The organism is Mesorhizobium sp. M0659 (assembly GCF_040320605.1).
Taxonomy (GTDB): Bacteria; Pseudomonadota; Alphaproteobacteria; order Rhizobiales; family Rhizobiaceae; genus Mesorhizobium.
On record NZ_JAMYPY010000030.1, the window covers coordinates 1 to 23,773 of the forward strand.

Below are 23,773 nucleotides of genomic sequence, written 5' to 3' on the forward strand. Positions count from 1 at the left end.
CCTTGCCAAGGCAGTAAGCCAGTGTCAGGCGCAACAGGTCGCTCGCCGACCTGACGCCGCGCGGGCGCAGGAACGCCTTCGTCTCGCGGGCACTTGCTGCGATCAACTCTTCGCCGCCCAGAAGCTCAATCGTCTCGGCCCAGCCGTCATCAACAAGCGATTCGTGTGTCATCGCAGTGTAGAATCACACCCGATTCCGCAGGGCAATACCTATCTTAGCGCCTATGCCCTCAAGGGGGAGATTGGATGTCACGTCGCCCTTCGCCAATCTCCAGCGTTGCAGACAGGGCGCTATGGTCAGAGCTGCTGATCTCCCCCCTTGAGGGGGAGATGTCCGGCAGGACAGAGGGGGGTGCTGTCCCGCCGACGCTGCCAAGACGATCGCCCCTTTCCTGATATCTACAAGCGAGCTATCAGACCGCTGCCAGCGCCTGCGTCAGGTCGGCAATAAGATCGTCCGGATGCTCGACGCCGATCGACAGCCTGACCGTGGTCTCCAGCACGCCGATGCGCTGGCGCACGTCGAAGGGAATGCCGGAGTGCGTCATCGCCGCCGGGTGGCTGGCGAGTGACTCCGTGCCGCCGAGGCTCACCGCCAGCTTGAATATTTGCAGCCCGTTGAGAAATGCGAAGGCCGCCTTCTCTCCGCCTTTGATATCGAAAGAAAATGTCGACCCGGCGCCGCTGCATTGCGCCTTGTAGGCCCGTCCCGCTGCCGTATCCTCGCCCAGGAACGGCAGGTAATGCACCTTCTCGACCTTGGCGTGATCGCGCAGGAATTCGGCCACGAGCCGCGCATTGTCGTTGGCGCGCTCCATGCGGATGGACAGCGTCTCCAGCGAGCGGCCGAGCATCCAGCAGGAATGCGGGTCGAGTTGCGTGCCGATGGCGCCGCGCAGCGCCTTGATCGGCTTGGTCACCGCCTTGCTGCCCATCGCCGCACCGGCGATCAGGTCGGAATGGCCGCCGACATATTTGGTCAGCGAATAGACGGAGACATCGGCGCCATGTTCGATCGGTCGCTGGAACACCGGGCCGAGCAGCGTGTTGTCGCAGACGATGATCGGCGTTGATCCTTGGCTTGCGCCGATCTCGTCGGCAAACTTCCGGATCAGTGCGATGTCGACCAGGCTGTTGGTCGGATTCGACGGCGTTTCGATGAGAATGACCGAGACACGCCCCTTCGCCACCGCTGCATCAGCAGCGGCCCGCACCGCCTTGTCGTCGACGCCGTCGGCGAAGCCGACAGCGCCGATGCCGAAGCCGGACAGCGTGCGCGTCAAAAGCGTCTCGGTGCCGCCGTAAAGCGGCTGCGAATGCAGGATGACATCGCCCGGCCGGGCATAGGCGAGCAGCGTCGTGGCGATCGCCGACATGCCCGACGAGAACAGGATGCAGGCGTCCGTTCCCTCATAGACCGCCAGCCGGTCCTCGACGATCTCCGAGTTGGGATGATTGAAGCGCGAATAGACCAGGCCGGACGCCGTGCCGCTCGGCGGCTCCTTGCGGCCGGATGTGTAGTCGAAGAAGTCGCGTCCCTCCTCCGCCGATTTGAACACGAAGGTCGAGGTCAGGAACACCGGCGGCTTGACGGCGCCTTCCGACAGTTGCGGATCGAAGCCATAGCTCAACATCAACGTTTCCGGATGGAGCTTGTGGTTGCCGATGTGGGTTTTCGACGGGCGCGGCGCGGTCATGGCTTTTCCTGCGTTCTGGAGGAGTCTCGTCCAGCAATTTATGCGATCCCGGTCCACCAGTCCTTGCTATTTTCGGCCTCGCATGGCTGCATTCCGGCAACAAATTGCCGAGCGAGAGCAAAAGTGCAACAGAAGATAGCCGACGATTTCGACCGCAAGATCCTGCGCGAGCTGCAGGCCGACGCCCGCATCACCAACAATGAGCTGGCGGAGCGCATCGGCCTGTCGCCGTCGCCATGTTTGAGGAGGGTACGCCGGCTGGAGGAGGCCGGCATCATCAGGGGCTATACCACGCTGGTCGACCCGGCCGCCTTCGGGTGGAACATGGTCGCCATCGCCACCGTCCGGCTCAGCCGCCAGAACGAGGACGAGATCGTCATGTTCGAGGACGCCATCCGCGGGTGGGAGGAGGTGCTGGAATGCCACCTCGTCACCGGGTCGCGCGACTATGTGCTGAAGGTGGTGACCGGCAGCCTCGAACAGTACGAGCGCTTCATCAAGGAAAAGATCGCGCGGCTGAAATGCGTCGCCTCGATTGAGACCAGCTTCGTCATGAACACCATAAAGGAACGGCGCCTCTGACATTTGGTCAAAGGCGCCGCTCTCGAGGTCGAAATTGCCTGGCCAGGCTTATTTGATCGCCTTGTCGGTGATGGCCGTGGTGTAGGCGCCGGTCGGCGCCTTGGTGATGATCTTCTGGTCGAGCAGCGCCTTGGCGGTGCGCTCGTAGGTCGCCGGGTCGAGCTTGCCGTCGGCATTGTCGATCAGCTTGGCGACTTCGCTCATCATCCGCTTCTGGTGGTTTTCGTCCTGGCCACCGCCGTCCATGACAATGCCCGCGGCCTCGTCATTGTTGTCGATGGCATATTTCCAGCCCTTCATCGAGGCGCGCACGAAACGCACCATCTTGTCTTCGAAAGCCGGATCCTTGAGCTTGTCTTCCGAGGCATAGAGCCCGTCCTCAAGCAGGTCGTTGCCCATCGCCGAGTAGTTGAACACGGTGAGCTGGTCCGGCTTGTAGCCGGCATCGATCAGCTGCCAGTACTCGTTGTAGGTCATGACCGAAATGCAATCCGCCTGCTTCTGGATCAGCGGCTGCACGTCGAAGCTCTGCTTCAAAACCGTGACGCCATCCGGGCCGCCTTCGGTCTTCAGGCCGAGCTTGTTCATCCAGGCGTAGAAAGGATATTCGTTGCCGAAGAACCAGACGCCGAGCGTGTGACCCTTGAAATCGGCTTCGGTCTTGATCGGGCCATCCTTCGGGCAGACCAGCTCCATGCCGGCCTTCTTGAACGGCTGGGCGATGTTGACCAGCGGCACGCCCTTTTCGCGCGCGGCGAGCGCCCCGCCCATCCAGTCGACGATGACGTCGGCGCCACCGCCGGCGATCACCTGCTCGGGTGCGATATCGGGACCGCCCGGCTTGATGTCGACGTCGAGGCCTTCTGCTTCATAAAAACCCTTGGCCTTGGCGACATAGTAGCCGGCAAACTGCGCCTGCGTGACCCATTTCAGCTGCAAGGTCACCTTGTCGGCGGCCATTGCCTGGAACGCGGCCAGCGACATCGCGCCGGCCAGCATCGGAATGATCAGTCTTTTCATGTTTTTACCCTCTGAAGTTAACACCCGAACCCACCGCCCTATCCACCACGGACAGAGGGATGCCAAAACGTGACGGCTCTCTCGACGAGAGCGACCACGCCATAAAAGACCGAACCCGCCAGTGCTGCAACTGCGATTTCGGCCCAGACCATATCGATGTTCATCCGCCCGACCTCGGTCGAGATGCGAAAGCCCATGCCGACCACAGGCGTGCCGAAGAACTCGGCGACGATGGCGCCGATCAGCGCCAGCGTCGAGTTGATCTTCAGCGCGTTGAAGATGAAGGGCGCTGCCGCCGGCAGCCGGAGCTTCAAGAGTGTTGGCCAGTAGCCCGACGCATAGGTGCGCATCAGGTCGCGCTCCATATGGCCGGAGGCGGCAAGACCGGCAACCGTGTTCACCAGCATTGGGAAGAAGGTCATGATGATGACGACCGCGGCCTTGGACGGCCAGTCGAAGCCGAACCACATCACCATGATTGGCGCCACACCGATGATCGGCAGCGCCGAGACCATATTGCCGATCGGCAGCAGACCGCGGCGCAGGAACGGCACGCGGTCGGCCGCAATGGCCACCAGGAAGCCGGCGCCGCTGCCGATGACATAACCGAAGATCACCGCCTTGAAGATGGTCTGCCTGATATCGGCGCCGAGCACCGGCAGGGAACTGGCGATGCGCACACCGATGGCGCTCGGCGGCGGCAAAAGGATGAAGGGAATGCCGGCGCCACGCGTCATCGCTTCCCATATGATCAGGATCCAGGCGCCGAAGATCGCCGGTATGATGAGGCGCAGCGCCATCCGCGCCCCTTTTGCCATCGGGCGAAGCCCCGACAGCACGGCGACGCAGCGCCATGCCAGCAGCCAGGCAGCGGCGAGCAGCAGGAAATACGGCGCCAATGCCATGCCTTCGAACCCTGTAATGCCCGAGATCAGAATCCAGGCGACAAGGTGAGCGCCGATAAACAGCACCGCAGCCTCGGCCACCGCCGAAATCCTGAGCATCGAGATCAGCCCCGCCAGCACGGCCAGGCCGATCATCGGGGTCTTTATACCGAAATAGGGGTAGTCGAAGCTTGCCGTCGGGTCTGCAAGGGTGGCCGCTTCCGGCTTCGACATCGCGCCGAGCGACAGGGCTACAAGACACAGCGCAATGGCCAGCACGGCTTGCCAGGAGGGCTTCAGCCAGTTCATGCCGGCCTCCCGCCCATCGCGCGGTCAACCAGGCTCCCGGCTATGCCGACCACCATGACCAGAAGGGCCGCCACCACCGAGCCCGCCACAAGGGCGGACCAGATGTCGATGGACTGGCTGTAATAGGCGCCTGCCAAAAGCTTGGCGCCGATGCCGGCGACAGCACCGGTCGGCAGTTCGCCGACAATGGCGCCGACGAGGCTCGCCGCCACCGCCACCTTCATCGACGTGAACAGGAACGGCACCGAGGCCGGCACCCGCAGCTTCCAGAAGGTCTGCGAGACACTGGCATTGTAGGTGTGCATCAGGTCGAGATGCATGAGTTCGGGCGAGCGCAGGCCCTTCACCATGCCCACCGTCACCGGGAAGAACGACAGGTAGGTCGAGATCATCGCCTTTGGGATTAGACCGCTGATGCCGATCGCCCCCAGCACGACGATGATCATCGGCGCCACCGCCAGAATGGGAATCGTCTGGGAGGCGATGATCCACGGCATCAGGCTGCGGTCGAGCGTCGCCACATGCACGATGCCGACCGCGATGACGATGCCGAGCGCCGTGCCGAAGGCAAAGCCGAGCAACGTCGACGACAGGGTCACCCAGGCATTGTAGACGAGGCTTCGGCTCGATGTGATGGGCCGCAGGAAGGTGTTCTCGAAGAAGTTCACCGCCACCTGATGCGGCGCCGGCAGCGTCGGCTTGGGCTGCGACAGCGTCTTGCCGATGAATTCGACGGTGCCGTGGGTTTCCCCGGCGCGCCGGTCGAGGTCGCGCTGGAAGGGCGCGTTTAGGATGACGGCGAAGACATACCAGAGCACCACCACGCCCAGGAGGATGGAGGTCACGGGGATGAGTTTTTCGCGGAAGGTGTCCATCAGGCGCGCTCCCCTTCTCCTCTCCCCGCCGGGAAGAGGGTGGCCGGAGCGAAGCGGAGGCCGACCACCTCCGCGTTCGTCATCCTAGGGCGGAGCGACGCGAAGCGTCGTGCAGACCCTAGGATCCATTCCGTGACGTTGGCCGAGGGGTATAAGCGGTTGAGAATGTTCGCCTTCGCGGGCGCAGCGGCGTGTGCACCGTTTTGCACCGTTGCGGACCGTATAGGTAACGGTATGGATCCTAGGGTCTGCGCCGCGTCGCTTCGCTCCTTGCTTCGCCCTAGGATGACGAAGGCGTGGCGGCGACGTCCGCACTCATTCGCTACCCCCTCAATCATCATAGCTGTGCCCTGCCCTCAAGCCATCGCGCACGCGGGCCGCGATCGCCAAAAATTCCGGCGTCTCGCGGATGTCCAGTGGCCGCTCCTTTGGCAGCGTCGATTCGATGATGTCGGTAACCCGACCTGGGCGCGGCGACATGACGACGATGCGCGTCGACAGATACACCGCCTCGGGGATGGAATGGGTGACGAAGCAGATCGTCTTGTTGGTGCGCGCCCACAATTCCAGAAGCTGTTCATTGAGATGGTCGCGCACGATCTCGTCCAGCGCGCCGAAGGGCTCGTCCATCAGCAACAGGTCGGCGTCGAAGGCGAGCGCGCGGGCGATCGAAGCGCGCTGCTGCATGCCGCCGGAAAGCTGCCAAGGGTATTTCTTCTCGAAGCCGGAGAGGTTGACGAGCTCCATCGTTCGCTTGATGCGCTCGGCCTGCTCCGCTCTCGAAAGGCCGATGATCTCCAGCGGCAGCGCCACGTTACGCTCGATCGTGCGCCACGGGAAAAGGGCTGCCGCCTGGAAGACGTAGCCATAAGCGCGTTTCTCGCGCGCCTGTTCCGGCGTCATGCCGTTGACCGAGATCGTGCCCGATGTCGGTTTTTCCAGATCGGCGATGACGCGCAGCAAGGTGGTCTTGCCGCAGCCAGATGGGCCGATGAAGGAGACGAACTCGCCCTTGCCGATTGTCAGGTCGACTTTGGAGAGCGCCTCTACCGGACCGTCATTGGTCTGAAAGGTAAGGCCAAGTTTGCTTGCCGAGACGACGGCTGGCGATCGTCCCGTCATCGCTTGCTGCCTGCTTCTCGCAGCCGCCCAGGATGAAATGCCGTTGCATTCGCGTTGATGTTGCTTTCCACTCGTCCAATCCCACCCAATCGACGCCCGGAGCCTTGCCGATGTCGCCCAAACCCACTTGTCACCTTATCCGTCCTGAAAGCACTTATGAAGGCAAGCAGGGATTGACCTATTTTGCCGGCATTGCAGCCGAGACGGTCGGCTCGTCCGGCATCTGCATGCATCTGCTCACCCTGCCGCCTGGCGCCCGCGCCAAGGCGCATCTGCATGAAAGCCATGAGACGGCGATCTATGTGCTCTCGGGCGAGGTCCACACATGGTATGGCGACAGGCTCGAGAACCACATCGTCGTCAAGGCCGGCGACCTCTTCTACATCCCGGCCGGCGTACCGCATCTGCCGGCCAATCTGAGCAACGCCCCGTCCTCGGCCGTCATCGCCCGCACCGATCCCAATGAACAGGAAAGCGTCGTCCTGTTGCCGGAACTGGATGCGCTGGTGGCCTGACGCTGACGGGACTGCCGTCATTTGCACCGCGCCACTTCGCCCATGACATTGCCGTCGTCGTCGGCCACCGTCAGCTTCTTGGCGTTCTTGGCGCTGCGCTTGATGGTGAATTTGGTCGGCTCCTGTCCTTCTTCGCCTTCCGCCTCGCATGTTGCCGTCACCACCAGCGACCCATCAGCCTGCGCCTGCTTGTCCGTGAAGGTGCAGGCGCTGGCGGCGGTGACCAATGCCTCGTCGGTCAAAAGCAGCATCCGATCGGCGGCGACTTCCTGGCCATTGCGGTTGATGCAGCCATATTTGTCCCCATAGGGTTTCGTCAGGTCGATGCCTGCCGCAAGGGCCTGACCCGCAGCCAGAACGACTATCATCGCAACAGACGGCCCCAAACCGCGCGCGCTCATTCCCCCAGCTCCAACGTCACGAACACGGTTGCAACGGCCCCATTTCTTCAAGACCGGGAATGGTCACGAAGAACCCACCCTCGCCCTTGTTGGTGACCACAACGGTTTCAGCCGTCGTCCCCGCCTCGCCTTCGGCGGAACAGGTCGCATCAAGCGATTGCGTGCCCGGCGCCCACGTCAATTGCTGCGCGAACCGGCAGCCGCTGCCATAGGTCTCGATGCCTTCGGCGGTCAGCACGATATAATCGTCCCGGCCCTGAAAACCGGCCTTTGCAAAGACACAGCCGGCATCGTTGCCCCAGGAGCCGGCCAGCCTCTCGGCCCCTGTTGCCGGACCAGCGACCACCATCGCCACGACCAGTGAAATGAGCGCCCCCGGGCTCCGCAACGTCAAACGCCTGTCGCCGGAATGCCGGTGCGTTCCACCTTGCGCGGCGCGGTAATGTCCTTCCAGGTCGACAGAGCCCGGTTGACCGCCGCGTTCGGCTCGCGGGCGACGAATTCGCCATGGCCGGGCTTGGCCTTGACCTCCGCTTCCTCGACCGACAATTCGCCGCGCGAAAAGACGAAGCGCGGCAGGCCGGTCACCTCAAAACCTTCGAAGACGTTGTAGTCGATCACCGATTGCTGCTTCTTCGAGGTGATGGTCTTCTTGGCGCTGGGGTCCCACACCACGATGTCGGCGTCCGCGCCTTCGACGATGGCGCCCTTCCTAGGATACATGTTGAGGATCTTGGCGATGTTGGTCGAAGTCACCGCGACGAACTCGTTCATCGTCAGCCGCCCGGTGTTGACGCCCGTCGTCCACAGCACGGGCAAGCGGTCTTCAAGCCCGCCAGTGCCGTTCGGGATCTTGGTGAAATCGCCGAGGCCGTTGCGCTTCTGCTTGGTGGTGAAGGCGCAGTGGTCGGTCGCCACCACCTGCAGCGATCCCGCCTGCAGGCCGGCCCACAGCGAATCCTGGTGCAGCTTGTTGCGGAAGGGCGGACTCATGACGCGGCGCGCCGCATGGTCCCAATCCTTGTCGAAATACTCGCTTTCATCCAGCGTCAGATGCTGGATCAGCGGCTCGCCGAAAACCCGAATGCCCTTCTGGCGGGCGCGGCGGATGGCTTCGTGGCTCTGCTCGCAGGACACATGCACGACATAGAGCGGCACGCCGGCCATGTCGGCGATCATGATGGCGCGGTTGGTCGCCTCGCCCTCCACTTCCGGCGGCCGCGAATAGGCGTGTCCCTCGGGGCCATTATTGCCGGCGGCGAGCAGCTTTTGCGACAGCGCCGCAACCACGTCGCCATTCTCGGCATGAACAAGCGGCAGCGCGCCGAGATCGGCGCAGCGCTGGAACGACGCGTACATCTCGTCGTCGTCCACCATCAGCGCGCCCTTGTAGGCCATGAAATGCTTGAACGAGGTAATGCCTCTGTCGACGACGGTGGCCATCTCGTCGAACACCTGCTTGCCCCACCAGGTGATCGCCATGTGGAAGGAGTAGTCGCAGGCAGCCTTCGAGGTCTTGTTGTCCCACATCTGCAACGCTTCCAGCAGCGATTGCTGCGGCGCCGGCAGGCAGAAATCGACCACCATCGTGGTGCCACCGGAAAGGGCCGCACGCGTCCCGGACTCGAAATCGTCGGCCGAATAGGTGCCCATGAACGGCATTTCGAGATGGGTGTGCGGATCGATGCCGCCCGGCATGACGTAACAGCCGCTGGCGTCGAACTCATGGTCGCCATGCAGGTTCGAGCCGATGGCGACGATCTTGCCGTGCTGCATCAGCACATCCGCCTTCCAGGTTCGGTCGGCGGTGACGATGGTGCCGTTTCGGATGACTTTGGTCATTGTCGTGTTCCCTTGTTCTCTTCGCGCTTCTTGTGAGCGTCGTTTTGAATACAGATCTTAGTTCACGCCACGATCCCCGCTGTCTCTACCACCGCATGGAACAGCACGTTGGCGCCGGCGCCGGCCCATTCCTTGGTGATTTCCTCAGCCTCGTTGTGTGACAACCCGTCAACGCAGGGGCACATCACCATGGCGGTCGGCGCAACTCGGTTGATCCAGCAGGCGTCGTGGCCGGCGCCGGAGACGATGTTGCGGTGGGAATAGCCGAGCCGATCGGCGGCGTCGCGGATCGCCTTGACGCAGCCGGCATCGAAGGTGACCGGATCGAAAGCGCCGACCTGCTCGACCTTGTACTGGATGTCGAGCGCCTCACAGATCGTGTCGATGCCTTCGCGTATGCGCCCATCCATCGCGTCCAGCACTTCCTTCTCGGGCGAACGGATGTCGATGGTGAAGACGGTGCGCCCGGCGATGATGTTGCGCGAGTTCGGAAACACCTCCATGTGGCCGACCGCGCCGACGGCGTCGGGCTGGTAGTCCATGGCGATCTCGTGCACCAGTTCGACCACGCGCGCCATGCCTAGACCGGCATTACGGCGCTTGGGCATCGGGGTCGAGCCGGTATGCGCCTCCTTGCCGGTCAGCGTTACCTGCAGCCATTTCAGGCCCTGGCCGTGGGTGACGACGCCAATGTCGATGCCTTCGTCCTCGAGGATCGGCCCCTGCTCAATATGCAGTTCGAAGAAGGCGTGGATCTTGCGACCGCCGACCTTCTCGGTGCCTTTCCAGCCGATGCGCTCCAGCTCCTCGCCAAATTTCCTGCCCTGTTTATCAGTGTGCTGATACACGTCCGCCTGATCGAGCACACCGGCGAACACGCCGGACGCCATCATCGCCGGGGCAAAGCGCGAGCCTTCCTCATTGGTCCAGTTGGTAACGACGATCGGATGCCTGGTCTGGATGCCGAGATCGTTAAGCGAGCGGATGATCTCCAGCCCGCCGAGCACGCCGAGCACGCCGTCATATTTGCCGCCGGTCGGCTGCGTGTCGAGGTGGCTGCCGACATAAACCGGCGGCAGGCTGGGATCAGCGCCTTCCCGGCGGGCAAACATGGTGCCCATTTCGTCGAGCCCCATTTCGAGCCCGGCCGCCTCGCACCAGCGCTTGAACAGATGCCGTCCCTCGCCGTCCTCGTCGGTCACGGTCTGGCGATTGTTGCCGCCGGCAATACCGGGGCCGATCTTCGCCATCTCCATGATGGAATCCCACAAACGGTCTGAATTGATTCGCAGATTCTCGCCTGGGGCGGCCATGCTCTAAAACCTCATCGGTTGCGGGGCGGCGGCGTCCCCCTCCCCCTCGAGGGGAGGGTGGCCGCGAAGCGGTCGGGTGGGGTCGCCCGCGACGCGCGCGACCTTCTCTTTGACCACCTGCGCGACGTGCCAAGCGCTGTTTATGACATCGGGCTCGTCAACACGGAAGACTTCAAATCCGAGCGATCGCAGATAAGCATCGCGAACGGCATCGTGCCGCCTACCCCTGTCGTGTTCGTGCATGTCGCCATCGACCTCAACGATCAGCTTCACCGCCAAGCAGGCAAAATCCACGATGTACGGCCCAATCGGGCACTGACGGCGAAACTTGATGCCGGCTGATTTCAGGTCCCGCAGTTCATACCACAGCAGCGATTCTCCCTTGGTCGCGTGAACTCGAAGCGCTCGCGCCTTCTGGCGCATTTCGAAGCTCACGCGGGTACGGGGCATCAGGAGCGGCCTTGGAACAAAAGAGCAGGTCGGCGTCCGGTCGCACCGACCCCACCCGACCGCTTCGCGGCCACCCTCCCCTCGAGGGGGAGGGCTATCCGCGCCCGGTTTGTCAATCGATCGCCCTCAGCACTTCTCTGACATGGTCGATCAATTCGTTGATCTGGCCCTTGGTGATGATCAGTGGCGGCGACAGCGCGATGATGTCGCCGGTGGTGCGGATCAGCGCGCCGCGCTCGAACGCCTTTACGAAGGCCGAGAAGGCCCGCTTGGTCGGGCTGCCTGCGATCGGCGCCAGTTCGATCGCGCCGATCAGGCCGATATTCCTGATGTCGATGACATGCGGCTCGCCCTTCAGCGAATGCAGCGCATCTTCCCAGTACGGCGCCAGTTCCTCGCCGCGGGTGAGCAGGCCCTCTTCCTTGTAGGTGTCGAGCGTGCCGAGTGCCGCGGCGCACGCAATCGGATTGCCCGAATAGGTGTAGCCGTGGAAGAACTCGATCATGTGCTCGGGGCCGGTCATGAAGGCGTCGTGGATTTCCTTCTTCACGAACACCGCGCCCATCGGGATGACGCCGTTGGAGACGCCCTTGGCGGTGGTCATGATGTCGGGCGTGACGCCGAAATAATCCGCTGCGAACGGCGCGCCGAGACGGCCGAAACCGGTGATGACCTCGTCGAAGATCAGCAAAATGCCGTGCTTGGTGCAGATCTCGCGCAGCTTCTGCAGATAGCCCTTCGGCGGCAGGATGACGCCGGTGGAGCCGGCGACCGGTTCGACGATGACGGCGGCGATGGTCGAGGCGTCATGCAGGGCAACGATGCGCTCCAGCTCGTTGGCGAGTTCGGCGCCATATTCCGGCACGCCCTTGGAGAAGGCGTTCTTTTCCGGCAGATGCGTGTGCGGCATGTGGTCGACGCCGCCGAGCAGCGTGCCGAACATCTTGCGGTTGGTGACGATGCCGCCGACCGAAATGCCGCCGAAATTGACGCCGTGATAGCCGCGTTCCCGGCCGATCAGGCGGGTGCGCGCGCCCTCGCCCTTCACACGGTGATAGGCGATCGCCATCTTCAGCGCGGTTTCCACCGATTCCGAACCGGAATTGGTGAAGAAGACATGGTCCATGCCCTTGGGCGCGAGGTCGACCAGGCGGTTGGCCAGTTCGAACACGATCGGGTGACCCATCTGGAAGGCCGGCGCATAGTCGAGTTCGGCGGCCTGATGCTGGATCGCCTCGGTGATCTTGGGACGGCAATGGCCGGCATTGACGCACCAGAGGCCCGCGGTGCCGTCGAGCACCTTGCGGCCGTCGCTGGTGGTGTAGTGCATGTCCTTGGCGGACACGAACATGCGCGGCGCCTGTTTGAACTGCCGGTTTGCCGTGAACGGCATCCAGAATGCGCTGAGATCGTTCGGCGTGACTTTCAGCCGGTTGGACATGACCAAGACTTCCCCTTGTAACCTGTTTCGGTGCGGCTAACGCTTGGTCTTTCCAAAGCTTGGTCTTTGCTGCGTTTTCATGCTACGCAAATTTTTGACCGATTGGACAAACGTTAGCACCGCCCTGTCGGCGGTCAAGGGATTACTAGCGGAAATGCGGCCTGCGAAGTGCGCTCCACGGGTAAGAGAAAAACTGGTCCAGAGAATTGGTCCAGATGACCCGCTCGGCCAAGGCTTGCAGGGGTGAGCGGCGCCATGGAAGGCTCAGCCCCTCGCCGCACCCGCATCCAGCAGGAAAAGCGCGAACTGATCCTGGAAGCAGCGCTCGAAGTCTTCTCCACCAACGGCTTTCGCGGCTCGACCATCGACCAGATCGCCGAGGCCGCGGGGATGTCGAAGCCGAACCTGCTCTATTATTTCCGCCGCAAGGAAGACATCCACGAAACGCTGATGGAGCGGCTGCTGGCGACCTGGCTGGCGCCGCTACGTGAACTCGACGACATCGGCGACCCCCTGACCGAGCTCAGGAGCTACATCCGGCGCAAGCTCGAAATGGCGCGTGATTTTCCCAGGGAGAGCCGGCTGTTCGCCAACGAGATCCTGCAAGGCGCGCCGCGCATCATGCCGCTGCTGGCGGGTGAGCTGAAAACGCTGGTCGACGAGAAGGCCAACGTCATCAAGGGCTGGATGCGCGCAGGAAAAATCGCCCGCACCGATCCCTGGCACCTGATCTTTTCGATCTGGGCGACGACCCAGCATTACGCCGATTTCGACGTCCAGGTCCGCGCCGTGCTCGGCGCCGACCGCGGCGGCGACGGCCGCTTCGAGGATGCGGCGCGCTTTCTCGAACAGCTGTTTATCGATGGGCTGAAGCCGAAGCCCTGATAACTGCCGCGGTGCTCAGTTGCGTGATGCTCAGTTCCTTGGAGGTATTGCTTTCCATTCGTCATAAGATGCCTGATGAAGAACTCCCCTAAACGCTACGAGCTTGCCCTGTTGCGGTGTGATCTTTAGCTTCGTCGGCATTTTAGGTGTGATGGCTCCGCCGAGTGGAGCAATAGCAAAGCCATTCACCACTATGCCGTTGTCCAGGGTGATGCCTTTGTTGAACCCACCCCGATGCGGCACTCCACCGTTCATCTCGATTATGATTTCACCCTCTTCGTTGTCTATCAAAACAAGAAATGAGGGATTCGGCTCCATGAGGTGAGAAGCCGAAATTACGATGTCCACGGCAACAGACGGATTACCTGAAAAGCTATAGGTGAGATTGGAGAATCCCATATGCTGCGGGGTGAACGTATTATTTCCTTGGATGACATTCACGATCTGAACAATCGCTGCTTCAATCCCATTGGCGAACATATCGATGTAGACGTTCTGAAGAAGTACAGGCGGCATCGTGGAGCCATCCACACGAACGGGAATGATTTTGCACTCGCCCTTCGTGGCTTTATATAATGCGTTCTGCCATTCGAGCTTGACCATGTTGCTCTGAAGACTTTTTCCAGAAACAAAGAAAAAAACAAACTTTGGCGAAGTCAGGCCTTCGTTCATTTTATCAATGATGCCATCGCCTGGCTGTATTGACCAGCTGTCGTAAAAAACCTTGTCCTGCCCAAAAATTTCGCGGAGCCGAAGTGCAACCGGTTCAATAACGGGCTTGTCCGCGTGATTATGACTTAAAAAGATCATCTATGTGCCTCCCCGGAAATTGTCTCGGAGAGGTAGGAACTTGCATTCACAACGTCAACTAGGCACTGCGCCGTTCGACAGGCAGCGCGTCCACCAATGCCTGCAGCTTGGCGACCGAATTCTGCTCGGCCAGCGGCGTGTAGACGATCAGCTTCATGTCCGAGCCGTCATCGATCGACAGGCTCATATGCTCGAACGCCATCGCGCCGGCGATCGGATGGCGCAGATACTTCTTGCCGGAGAGACGATGCACCACATCTCGCTGCGGCCACCACTCCCGGAACTCCGGGCTCGACCGCATCATAAGCGCGATCAGCCGCTCGAAATCCGGGTCGCCGGTGTATTTCGCGCTCTCGGCGCGAAACGCCGCAAGGGTGGCGCGCGCCAGCTGTTCCCAGTCGACCAGCAAATGGCGCCGGTGCGGATCGGTGAACACGCCATGGAGGATGTTACGGGCGTCGCCCTCCAACAAGCCGTAATCGCCGAAAATGGCAACCGCCCCGGCGTTCCAGGCCAGCACATCCCAGCGCGGCCCGACAATATAGGCCGGTTGCAGGACGAGACTCTGCAGCATGTGCAGCAGGGGACCTTCGACCTTGACCGGGGTAATGCGCCGCCGCTCGGGCTGCTGGCGGCCGGCCAGCGTGAACAAATGCCGCTTCTCGGCGGCATCGAGGCGCAAGGCCTCGCAAAGCGCCGTCAGTACCTCCACCGAAGGCCGCACATCCCTGCCCTGTTCCAGCCAGGTGTACCAGGTCGTGCCGACGCCGGCGATCATCGCCACTTCCTCGCGGCGCAGACCGGGCGTACGCCGCCTCGCGCCGGCCGCAATGCCGGTGGCTGACGGCGAAAGCCGTTCGCGGCGCGAACGCAGGAAGGCGCCAAGCTCGCGCCGGCGGCTGTCTTCGGGCGATGGTGCGGAAGCATCCATGAGGGCGCAGTATAGCAGTATCGATACCAGGATAAAGTTTGAACTGTTTGGCGAGCGCAAAGCGCACCATCTTGGCATCCAGAGCGAATATGGAGGCTCCCGACATGGACCTGAAAGACAAGACAATCCTCATCACCGGCTCGACCGACGGCGTCGGCCGCGCCGTCGCGCAAAGGCTGGGCGACGGCGGCGCGCGCGTGCTGGTGCATGGCCGTGACGCGGCTCGCGGCAAGGCAACCGTCGCAGAAATCGAATCCGCCGGCGGCAAAGCCGAGTTCCTCGCCGCGGACCTCGCCTCGCTAGCCGAGGTCCGCCGCCTCGCCGAGGCCGTACGCGCAAAAACCGACCGGCTCGACGTCCTCATCAACAATGCCGGCATCGGCACGGCCGGCGCCAAGCGACAGCTCAGCGCCGACGGCTTCGAACTGCGCTTTGCGGTCAACTATCTCGCCGGTTTCCTGCTGACCTCGGAACTGCTGCCGCTGCTCAAGGCGAGTTCGCCGGCGCGCATCATCAACGTCGCTTCGGCCGGCCAGCAGGCGATCGATTTCGGCGATGTCATGCTGACACGTTCCTATGACGGCGTGCGCGCCTATTGCCAGAGCAAGCTGGCGCAGATCCTGTTCACCATCGACCTGGCCGGAGAGTTGAAAGGCAGCGGCGTCACCATCAACGCTCTGCATCCGGCGAGCTACATGAACACCACCATGGTCCGCCAGGCCGGCGTGACGCCATGGAACTCGGTCGAGACCGGCGCCGACGCCATTCTCAACCTCGCGACATCGCCCGCCTTGGAGGGCCGCAGTGGCCTCTATTTCGACGGCCAAAAGGAATCCCGCGCCGAAGCACAAGCCTATGACGCCAAGGCCAGACAGCAATTGCGAACCCTGAGCCTCGACTTCGTCGGCCAGGCTTCCCCAAAATCGAAGGAACAGCATTCATGACCGGCAAGATCGAACACACGGTCGTCATCGGCGGCTCATCCGGCATCGGCCTGGCAACGGCGCGAAAACTGCTTGGCCCGGGCATGAAGGTGACCATCACCGGACGAAACCAGGACAAGCTCACCAGCGCTTGGAAGAGCCTCGGCGGCGCCGCCGAGAAAGCTGCCTTCGATGCTTCGAAGCCGGACGAAGTCCGCCAGTTCTTTGGGGAACTCGGACCGTTCGATCACCTCGTGCTGGCTGCCAGCGGCGGCAAGGCACTTGGGCGGTTCGAAACCCTCGACCTCTCAGACATCGCCGGCGGCGTCGACGAGAAAGTCCGGCCGCAGCTGTCCTGTTTGCAGGCAGCCTTGCCGACGCTCAACAGATCGGGATCGGTCACTTTCATCTCGGCGGTGTCGGCACAATTGTCGGTGCCCGGCGTGGCCGGCATCGCCGCCGTCAACGGCATGCTGTTGACGGTGGTGCCGATCCTGGCGGTCGAACTGAAGCCTCTGCGCGTCAACGTCGTGGCGCCCGGCGTCATCGACACGCCATGGTGGGATTTTCTGGCCGAAGACCAGCGGCAGGCGGTGTTCAGCGAATATGCCGGCAAAACCCCGGTGGGCAGGATCGGCCAGGCCGAAGACGTCGCCGGCGCAATCGCGTTCCTCGTCTCCAACGGCTTCATGACCGGCCAGGTGCTGACCTGCGACGGCGGCCTGCGCTACGCGGCGTAGCAAATGGTGTTGCAATGGCTTCCCGCCGCCACTGCGGCCACCAAACTACTGGCTCGCCACCACGCCGACACCAACGGACACAACGATGAAAATTACCAAAATCAAAACGCCAACTGAATTTGCCCTCTGGTAGATGGCATTTCCGGAGCCGAGTTTTGTCCTCAGAAAAAGGAGGACATCTGGGGACATTGCCGCTAGAAAAATCACTAGAAAACTGAAATGCCCGATAAATTCAGGCTGAAACCGCTTTTCCACAAAGGGGTACAATATGATTGACGCATATACGAGATAGAAGACGAGCGTGAATCGAGTTGGTGAGCTTGTCAAACCAAGTGACGAAAGAGCGCTTTTCTCTTCAGATTCGTGTAGAAAATACAATACACTCAAGATGCTTGCTGTGAAATAAATACTTAGCAGAGCGTACGAATTTCTGGCGCTAATTGCATGGACATAATTTAGGGCAGCTACCAAGGCCACCGTCAGGAGCCCCACCACAAGCAACCATCTCAGCGCAACGCGTCTTTTACCTTTAAGAATGTACATTGATTGCCCCACACGTCGCATCAAGGATCAATACCGTAACGGTCTTAACTCTAAGTATCGAAGACAATGATAAATGGCGACGCCATGGTGGCAGCGCCATTGCCGACTAGAGCGACTGCGCGATCAGCGTCAGGAATCCGCCGGCGAGCGCGACATTGCCGACAAAGCCGTTGATGCGCGAGGCCCGGTCCGGGCCCTGATGGTCCCAGAAATTGTGGAACATCGGCGTCGCGACAATGAGAAACAGCACCAGCACAGCACTGGCGATCGCGGTCCACAGGCCGGCCATCACCAGCGCGCCGGCAATGGTCTGCAGGACGATGCCGGCCCACAACGCCAATCTCGCCTGCGGCACGCCGCGCGCGGCCATCAGCCCGGTCAGGAACGCCTCGTTTTGAACATTGCGCAGTCCCGCGACAACGAAGGCGCCGCCAAGCAACAGGCGGCCGAGAAACAACAGGGTCGAAGGCAAATCGACAGGCATGAAATCTTCCCCGTACTTAAGCATGAAACAGGTGGAGCGCCGCCCTTTCCACGGCGCTCCATGACTAACCGGACGGTCAGGCTGCTTTGGCAGCCGGCATCGGGTGAATGGCGTGGAACGGGATGCAGAGCCGGTTCCAGGTGTTGATCATGCCGATCGCGACCGACAGCTTGACCAGTTCCTCTTCCGAGAAGTGCTCTAGCGTGCGGGCATAGAGTTCGTCCGAAACGCCATTGTTGGCGATCAGGGTCGTTGCCTCGGTCCAGGCAAGCGCCGCGCGTTCGCGCTCGGAAAACAGCGGCGATTCCTGCCAGGCCGAAACCAGATAGAGCCGTGTCTCGGTTTCGCCATCGCGCCTCGCCTCGCGGCTATGCATCTCGACGCAGTAGGAGCAGCCATTGATCTGCGAGGCGCGGAGCTTGATCAAATGCAGCAGGCTCACTTCAAGCCCGCATTCGTCGACCGCCTTGTTGAGCGCCGACACGGCTTTCATGATCTCAGGCGCCTTGGCGAAGAATTGCAGTCTCTGTTTCATCGTCTTTCCTTTCACATCTGTTTGGCGGGGGATTAAATCTGTTTGGTCGAAGCGGGTTTCTGCGGCCGCTGATGGCGCGCGACAAAGGCACAGCTGGCGGCAAACGATCGCGGATCGCCTTCGGCCTTGTAATCAGCCACGATGTCGGACAACCGGGTTTCCGCGAGGGCCGCGCGATAGGCGCGCTCGGCCTTCAGCATCGCGGCATTGATGCCGCACGGCTTCACATAGGCCGAAGCATCGATCTTGACCGGGCCGCGCTGGCGGATCTCGCCGCAGCGGAAGGCCGGCTCGCGACCCTCGACCGCAAGCACGATATCGAGCAGCGTGATGCGCTCGGCCGGACGCGCCAGCCGGTAGCCGCCCGCCGGTCCCGGCACCGATTCCAGGATGCGCGCAGCCGTCAGCTGGTTCAGATGTTTCAGCAGATAGCTCGGCGACAGGCCGAAGGACTCTGCCAAAGCAGCACCCGGCATCGTGCTGTTGCCCTCCACGCTGGCCAGTGTGGCCGCGCAATGGATGGCCGCTTCTACACCCTCGCCCAGCTTCACGATGTTGCGCTCCTATTCATGGATATATTTTATCCTAGATAAATTTTATCTGCAATAGGAAAATGCGGAAATTCACATATAGCAATGGCTTCACAGAACTTGGGCATCCCGCTCTGCGGCCTGCACACATTTCCGGGCGGCTGGTCTGTGGCGATAGCGTGTATGGCGGCTTGGCGCATGCATTGTCTTATATTGCGCTGATCGACCCCCACTCCGTCTCGGCTTCGCCGAGCCACCTCTCCCCCGATCGACGGGGGAGAGGAACGGCGCCAAGTTTTTTGCCGTCCAACGTTCGTCCAGTAAAGCTCCCTTCCTTTCCCTCCGGAGGGAGGAAAGGCGGCGCTGCGAAGCAGCGACGGATTGGGGGAACCACGTGGCAACCAAGCCCTCACGCCGACCAGTCACAGAAGATGAGTGCACAACGTAGACGTCGATCGGGGCGAGGAACCCAAGTCTACTCCGCAGCCATCTTGGCCATCGGGTTGTTCGGGTGTGTCGTCCAGTTGGCATAGACCGGCGACACCGGCTTGCCGGTGCGCTGGTCCATCACGCCGGCGGCCAGCGGCTCCATGGTGATGCAGTTCTCGACCGGGCAGACATTGACGCACAGATTGCAGCCGACGCATTCGGCCTCGATCACCTCGAAATGCCTGACGCCGTCGACCATGTTGGTGATCGCCTGGTGCGAAGTGTCCTCGCAGGCGATGTGGCAGCGGCCGCATTTGATGCAGGCGTCCTGGTCGATATGCGCCTTGGCGATGTAATTGAGGTTGAGATACTGCCAGTCGGTGACGTTGGGCGTGGCGCGGCCGACAATGTCGTTGAGCGAGGCGTGGCCTTTCTCGTCCATCCAGTTTTCGAGACCGGCGATCATCTCCTGCACGATCTTGAAGCCGTATGTCATCGCCGCCGTGCACACCTGCACATTGCCGGCGCCGAGCGCCATGAATTCAGCCGCATCGCGCCAGGTGGTGATGCCGCCAATGCCGGAGATCGGCAGGCCGCGCGTTTCCGGATCGCGGGCGATCTCGGCCACCATGTTCATGGCGATCGGCTTCACCGCCGGGCCGCAATAGCCGCCATGCGAGCCCTTGCCGTCGATGGTCGGCTGCGGGGCGAAGCTATCGAGGTCGACGCCGGTGATCGAGTTGATGGTGTTGATCAGCGACACCGCGTCGGTTCCGCCGGAGAGTGCGGCGCGCGCCGGCTTGCGCACATCGGTGATATTCGGCGTCAGCTTGGTGATGACAGGCATGCGGGTGTTGGCCTTGCACCAGCGCACCACCATTTCGATGTATTCCGGCACCTGGCCGACAGCCGCGCCCATGCCGCGTTCCGACATCCCGTGCGGGCAGCCGAAATTGAGCTCGATGCCGTCGGCTTCGGTCTCCTCGACCACCGGCAGGATCGCCTTCCAGCTTTCCTCGACGCATGGCACCATCAGCGAGACGACGATGGCGCGGTCGGGCCAGTCCTTCTTGACCTGCTTGATCTCGCGCAGATTGACCTGCAAATCGCGGTCGGTGATCAGCTCGATATTGTTGAGGCCGAGCAGGCGCCGGTCCGCCCCCCAAATCGCGCCATAACGCGGGCCGTTGACGTTGACCACCGGCGGGCCTTCTTCGCCAAGCGTCTTCCAGACGACACCGCCCCAACCGGCTTTGAAGGCGCGGATGACGTTGTAGGCCTTGTCGGTCGGCGGCGCCGAGGCCAGCCAGAACGGATTGGGCGATTTGATGCCGACGAAATTGTTGCGGATGTCTGCCATGACAGGTCCCTTTCAACCGAGACGAAGGAGCATTTCCACGGGTGCGAGAATGCCGCCTTTAAGCGCGGGGGTGAGATTGGCGATCTTCGTGCCGGCGTTCTCGCCCATGATAAGATTAACGCCAGGCGGCGGCTTTTTTCCTTCCGCCTGCGCCGCAGCCATGCGCGACCGTATCGTATCGAAAAATTCGATGGCGAAGGCGCCACGAGGGCGCTCGGCGGTTACAGAGAACCCTGCGGCGGCGGCAGCCGAACGATAGTCGTCGGGCGTGGCAACGAAGGACATGCTCTCGTCCGATGCCCATGGCAGCGGATAGGTCAGCGCACCTGCCTTGAGCCGCATCACATCGTAGACGGCAAAGACGCCGCCCGGCTTGAGCACACGCGCCGCCTCGCTCATCAGCTTTTTCTTGTCGGGAAGATTCATGCCGACATGCAGGATCATGGCCGTATCAAAGCTTTTGTTGCTGAACGGCATGTCCAGCGCGCTGCCCTGCACGAACCGGACTTTGTCGGCCATTCCCACCCGCTTCGACAGGCTGGTCGCGATGTCGACATAGCTTTGCGTCAGATCGATGCCGGTGACATCGGCGCCGGCATTGTTGGCGGCGAAGCGGGCTGGACCACCCACGCCGGAACCAATGTCGAGCAGCCTGGCCCCCGGCTTCAAACCCATCTGGCCGATGAGTTCCCTGGTGGCGGCGATACCGCCAATGTGGAACTCGTCGACCGCTTCGAGATCGCCAGCGCGTAGATGGGCAATTTCCACGCCGGTCTCGGCGAGCACGGCAAGAATGTGCTGCTCAAGATCCGAGACGTCGTAGTGACGGGCGATGCCTGATTCCACTGAGGCCATGATCTCTATCCCTGTGCCAGACTCCGGTTGATGCTCTCCGCCGCATCGCGGCCTTGCGCGACGGCCGATACCGTCAAATCGTCACCGCCAAAAATGCAGTCGCCACCGGCCCAGACATTGGCGAGCGAGGTGCGCCCTTCCGCATCGACCTTGATGCGGCCGGCTTCGAGTTCGATCGATACACCACTACCGTTGAGTGCCGCCGGCACAAAGCTCTGGCCGATCGCCTTGAACACCTGGTCGGCGGCCAGCGTCAGCCGCTCGCCGGTGCCGACAAGCCTGTCGCCGTTCATCGCGGTGTATTCGAGTTCGATGCCCGACACTTTGCCACCTTCGGCGATGACCCGCTTCGGCTGCAGCCAGTGGCGGATGGTGACGCCGTTGGCGGCTGCCAGATCCTGCTCGAACTCGGAAGCGTTCATGTGTTCCTGGCCGCGCCGGTAGCAGATCGTCACCTCCTCGGCGCCGAGCAGCTTCGACTGCACGGCGGCGTCGATCGCCGTCATGCCGCCGCCGATGACGACGACGCGCCGGCCGACCGGCAGGCTCGCGAGATCGCTGGCCTGGCGTAGCTCGGCGATGAACTCGACCGCATTCACGACGCCATCGGCCTCCTCGCCATCTGCGCGCAGCGCGTTGACGCCGCCAAGTCCCATGCCAAGAAACACCGCATCGTAATTCCGGATCAGATCCGACAGCTGGTAGTCGCGGCCGAGCGCCCTGCCGTTCTGGATATCGATGCCGCCGATCCCCGTGACATAGTCGACCTCGGCCTGGGCGAAATTGTCGATGCTCTTGTAGGCGGCGATGCCGTATTCGTTGAGGCCGCCGGCCTTCGGGCGGGCTTCCAGTATGGTCACCTCGTGGCCATGGCGGGCGAGCCGGTGCGCCGCGGCTAGGCCGGCCGGACCGGCGCCGACCACGGCGACCGACTTGCCGGTCGATTCAGCGCGCGAATAAAACTGCTTGTGCTCGGCCATGGCGACATCGGTGGCGTAGCGCTGCAGGCGGCCGATCTGCACCGGCTTGCCTTCCGCCACCTCGCGCACGCAGACCTCTTCGCACAGCGTCTCGGTAGGGCAGACGCGGGCGCACATGCCACCCAGTATGTTCTGGTCGAAAATCGTCTTGGCCGAACCGATCGGGTTGCCGGTCGATATCTGGCGGATGAACAGCGGAATGTCGATCGAGGTCGGGCATGCATTCATGCACGGCGCGTCGTAGCAGAAATAGCAGCGATCGGATTCGACCAGCGCTTCGTGGTGATCGAGCGGCGGATGCAGATCGGAAAAATTCTCGGCGTACTGGTCGGCGGCAAGCCGGCCGCCGGCAATGCCGTCCTTGAACTGGCCTTCTGGCATCGTCAGTTCCCCATGTTTTCGTTTTGGGGAAGGCTAGCACGTTTTATTTTTTTATCAATTGGTCAATTTTCGACCCAAGCTACTGAAAAGATTAGCTCATAATATGGTTTTTCGAATCATGTTATGGCCTACATCACGGGCGAAAGGCCGGAGCTCGTAGCGCCGCCATGGATCCACCTGATCTCTTCGGCAACCAGTTGCTGCAGCAGCCACAGATTGCGGTCGCGGATGCCGAATTCCTCGAGGTGGCTGACGGTGTTGTAGAGATACTCCGCGCCCGAGCCGACATGGCCGCAGGCCCGCGCCAACACCCGCGCCACAAGGTCCAGCGGCTGCCCGAGCGAGGTTCCCCTGCCCGTCACCCCGACCCAGAAGCCGAGCGCCCTTATCCGGCCCTGCTCCGTGCGCACGGGAACCCACCGGACCGAGCTGACACTCTCATGATCGTCGATCTCACGCCGCAGCAGTCTTTCGATCTGCTGCGGCTTGTCGCCGTCGGGCAGACGGTAGATGACGCCGTCGCATCGGCCGCCGCGTTCGAGCGCCATCATCAGCCCCGGCTGCGCGACGCTGCCGCGCCAGCGCACCATGTCGAGGCAGAAGGAGCGATGCCAGCCAAACGCAGTTGCGCGCTGGCGTTCGACGGATTCGAAAGCCGGCTTCCAGATCAGCGAGCCATAGGCGAACACCCACAAAGGCCCCTCGTCTGCTTCTTCAGACAGCCGCAAGGCAAATGTCCGGTAATCCTCATCGTTCAGCTGCGTCCAACTGCAGTCGGGTCCGGGATCGACCTCTTCGCGATGACACAGTGACACAAGCTCAGGCGTGAGCGACATAAGGCGCATGAAACGACTACCCCTCGTTTGCCCCAAGGAAAGTCGAAAACCGCCCCAAGTGCAAGCCGCCGGTGGGGCGAAGTGCGGAACGATGTGTCAA

General features: G+C 62.0%; 26 protein-coding genes. 5 read left to right on the top strand and 21 right to left on the bottom strand.

All coding sequences use genetic code 11. The features are described 5' to 3' along the window. Positions 1-413: 413 nt before the first annotated feature. Positions 414-1,697, bottom strand: coding sequence for a cystathionine gamma-synthase family protein (locus NKI31_RS28775; RefSeq protein ID WP_023668225.1), 1,284 nt, complete (start codon positions 1,695-1,697; stop codon positions 414-416). A gap of 123 nt (positions 1,698-1,820) precedes the next feature. Here NKI31_RS28775 and NKI31_RS28780 point away from each other — a divergent pair, with 123 nt between their 5' ends. Further along, the gene (locus tag NKI31_RS28780; protein WP_023682177.1) at positions 1,821-2,279 is read left to right on the top strand and encodes an Lrp/AsnC family transcriptional regulator; all 459 of its coding nucleotides are present in this window, start codon (positions 1,821-1,823) and stop codon (positions 2,277-2,279) included. A gap of 48 nt (positions 2,280-2,327) precedes the next feature. On the opposite strand, the gene NKI31_RS28785 is transcribed toward NKI31_RS28780, so the two are convergent. The 4 genes from NKI31_RS28785 to NKI31_RS28800 all read right to left on the bottom strand — a co-directional run bounded on the left by NKI31_RS28785 (position 2,328) and on the right by NKI31_RS28800 (position 6,489). Beyond that, positions 2,328-3,299 carry an ABC transporter substrate-binding protein gene (locus NKI31_RS28785; RefSeq protein WP_023682178.1) on the bottom strand — a complete coding sequence of 324 codons (972 nt, stop codon included), beginning with the start codon at positions 3,297-3,299 and terminating at the stop codon, positions 2,328-2,330. Between the two features lie 38 nt (positions 3,300-3,337). Next, positions 3,338-4,492, bottom strand: a complete 1,155-nt coding sequence (locus NKI31_RS28790) for an ABC transporter permease (protein WP_023699631.1) — start codon at positions 4,490-4,492, stop codon at positions 3,338-3,340. Continuing rightward, positions 4,489-5,367: an ABC transporter permease gene (locus NKI31_RS28795; protein WP_023699632.1), complete on the bottom strand. Its 879-nt coding sequence runs from the start codon at positions 5,365-5,367 to the stop codon at positions 4,489-4,491. Before NKI31_RS28795 ends, NKI31_RS28790 begins: the two co-directional genes overlap by 4 nt. Positions 5,368-5,697: 330 nt before the next feature. Further along, a complete protein-coding gene (locus tag NKI31_RS28800) occupies positions 5,698-6,489 on the bottom strand; it encodes an ABC transporter ATP-binding protein (RefSeq protein WP_023668219.1) in 792 nt (263 codons plus the stop codon). 110 nt (positions 6,490-6,599) lie between these two features. Between NKI31_RS28800 and NKI31_RS28805 the strand changes: the two genes are divergently transcribed. Next, a complete protein-coding gene (locus tag NKI31_RS28805) occupies positions 6,600-7,004 on the top strand; it encodes a cupin domain-containing protein (protein ID WP_031193071.1) in 405 nt (134 codons plus the stop codon). A 17-nt stretch (positions 7,005-7,021) separates the two neighbouring features. Here NKI31_RS28805 and NKI31_RS28810 read toward each other — a convergent pair whose 3' ends face one another. The 6 genes from NKI31_RS28810 to aptA all read right to left on the bottom strand — a co-directional run bounded on the left by NKI31_RS28810 (position 7,022) and on the right by aptA (position 12,451). After that, positions 7,022-7,405: a hypothetical protein gene (locus tag NKI31_RS28810; protein WP_023729378.1), complete on the bottom strand. Its 384-nt coding sequence runs from the start codon at positions 7,403-7,405 to the stop codon at positions 7,022-7,024. Positions 7,406-7,421: 16 nt separating this feature from the next. Further along, a complete protein-coding gene (locus tag NKI31_RS28815; RefSeq protein WP_023668216.1) occupies positions 7,422-7,799 on the bottom strand; it encodes a hypothetical protein in 378 nt (125 codons plus the stop codon). Continuing rightward, positions 7,796-9,247: a dihydropyrimidinase gene (hydA, locus tag NKI31_RS28820; protein WP_023668215.1), complete on the bottom strand. Its 1,452-nt coding sequence runs from the start codon at positions 9,245-9,247 to the stop codon at positions 7,796-7,798. Before hydA ends, NKI31_RS28815 begins: the two co-directional genes overlap by 4 nt. A 62-nt stretch (positions 9,248-9,309) precedes the next feature. Next, entirely contained in the window at positions 9,310-10,560 is a 1,251-nt protein-coding gene (locus NKI31_RS28825) for a Zn-dependent hydrolase (protein WP_023756377.1), read from the bottom strand. 3 nt (positions 10,561-10,563) lie between these two features. Further along, positions 10,564-11,010, bottom strand: a complete 447-nt coding sequence (locus tag NKI31_RS28830) for an endonuclease domain-containing protein (RefSeq protein WP_023668213.1) — start codon at positions 11,008-11,010, stop codon at positions 10,564-10,566. Between the two features lie 112 nt (positions 11,011-11,122). Next, entirely contained in the window at positions 11,123-12,451 is a 1,329-nt protein-coding gene (gene aptA, locus NKI31_RS28835; protein ID WP_023687994.1) for an omega-aminotransferase AptA, read from the bottom strand. A 255-nt stretch (positions 12,452-12,706) separates the two neighbouring features. Here aptA and NKI31_RS28840 point away from each other — a divergent pair, with 255 nt between their 5' ends. Next, the gene (locus NKI31_RS28840) at positions 12,707-13,336 is read left to right on the top strand and encodes a TetR family transcriptional regulator C-terminal domain-containing protein (protein ID WP_352653191.1); all 630 of its coding nucleotides are present in this window, start codon (positions 12,707-12,709) and stop codon (positions 13,334-13,336) included. A gap of 30 nt (positions 13,337-13,366) precedes the next feature. Here the strand turns inward: NKI31_RS28840 and NKI31_RS28845 are convergent, their stop codons facing one another. Together NKI31_RS28845 and NKI31_RS28850 are read right to left on the bottom strand one after the other, a co-directional pair. Beyond that, positions 13,367-14,146, bottom strand: coding sequence for a toll/interleukin-1 receptor domain-containing protein (locus tag NKI31_RS28845; protein ID WP_352538882.1), 780 nt, complete (start codon positions 14,144-14,146; stop codon positions 13,367-13,369). A gap of 58 nt (positions 14,147-14,204) precedes the next feature. Continuing rightward, positions 14,205-15,077 carry a helix-turn-helix transcriptional regulator gene (locus tag NKI31_RS28850; RefSeq protein ID WP_352653192.1) on the bottom strand — a complete coding sequence of 291 codons (873 nt, stop codon included), beginning with the start codon at positions 15,075-15,077 and terminating at the stop codon, positions 14,205-14,207. 104 nt (positions 15,078-15,181) lie between these two features. On the opposite strand from NKI31_RS28850, the gene NKI31_RS28855 reads away from it, so the two are divergent. Together NKI31_RS28855 and NKI31_RS28860 are read left to right on the top strand one after the other, a co-directional pair. Beyond that, on the top strand, positions 15,182-16,021 hold the full coding sequence (locus NKI31_RS28855; RefSeq protein ID WP_352653193.1) for an SDR family oxidoreductase: 840 nt from the start codon (positions 15,182-15,184) through the stop codon (positions 16,019-16,021). Next, positions 16,018-16,740 carry an SDR family oxidoreductase gene (locus tag NKI31_RS28860; protein ID WP_352653194.1) on the top strand — a complete coding sequence of 241 codons (723 nt, stop codon included), beginning with the start codon at positions 16,018-16,020 and terminating at the stop codon, positions 16,738-16,740. Before NKI31_RS28855 ends, NKI31_RS28860 begins: the two co-directional genes overlap by 4 nt. A gap of 45 nt (positions 16,741-16,785) precedes the next feature. On the opposite strand, the gene NKI31_RS28865 is transcribed toward NKI31_RS28860, so the two are convergent. The 8 genes from NKI31_RS28865 to NKI31_RS28900 form a co-directional block, all read right to left on the bottom strand. After that, entirely contained in the window at positions 16,786-17,283 is a 498-nt protein-coding gene (locus NKI31_RS28865; protein WP_352653196.1) for a hypothetical protein, read from the bottom strand. 106 nt (positions 17,284-17,389) lie between these two features. After that, complete coding sequence (locus NKI31_RS28870) at positions 17,390-17,767, bottom strand: DoxX family protein (RefSeq protein WP_023690828.1); 378 nt, start codon at positions 17,765-17,767, stop codon at positions 17,390-17,392. A gap of 76 nt (positions 17,768-17,843) precedes the next feature. Then, a complete protein-coding gene (locus tag NKI31_RS28875) occupies positions 17,844-18,302 on the bottom strand; it encodes a carboxymuconolactone decarboxylase family protein (protein WP_023690827.1) in 459 nt (152 codons plus the stop codon). A gap of 32 nt (positions 18,303-18,334) precedes the next feature. After that, entirely contained in the window at positions 18,335-18,853 is a 519-nt protein-coding gene (locus tag NKI31_RS28880) for an RrF2 family transcriptional regulator (RefSeq protein ID WP_023697058.1), read from the bottom strand. A gap of 454 nt (positions 18,854-19,307) precedes the next feature. Continuing rightward, positions 19,308-20,621, bottom strand: coding sequence for an NAD-dependent dihydropyrimidine dehydrogenase subunit PreA (gene preA, locus NKI31_RS28885; protein ID WP_352653197.1), 1,314 nt, complete (start codon positions 20,619-20,621; stop codon positions 19,308-19,310). A 12-nt stretch (positions 20,622-20,633) separates the two neighbouring features. Next, the gene (locus tag NKI31_RS28890) at positions 20,634-21,476 is read right to left on the bottom strand and encodes a class I SAM-dependent methyltransferase (protein ID WP_352653198.1); all 843 of its coding nucleotides are present in this window, start codon (positions 21,474-21,476) and stop codon (positions 20,634-20,636) included. A gap of 5 nt (positions 21,477-21,481) precedes the next feature. Further along, positions 21,482-22,837: an NAD(P)-dependent oxidoreductase gene (locus NKI31_RS28895; protein WP_352653199.1), complete on the bottom strand. Its 1,356-nt coding sequence runs from the start codon at positions 22,835-22,837 to the stop codon at positions 21,482-21,484. A 128-nt stretch (positions 22,838-22,965) separates the two neighbouring features. Next, positions 22,966-23,682, bottom strand: a complete 717-nt coding sequence (locus tag NKI31_RS28900; protein WP_352653200.1) for a gamma-glutamylcyclotransferase — start codon at positions 23,680-23,682, stop codon at positions 22,966-22,968. Between the last annotated feature and the right edge of the window lie 91 nt (positions 23,683-23,773).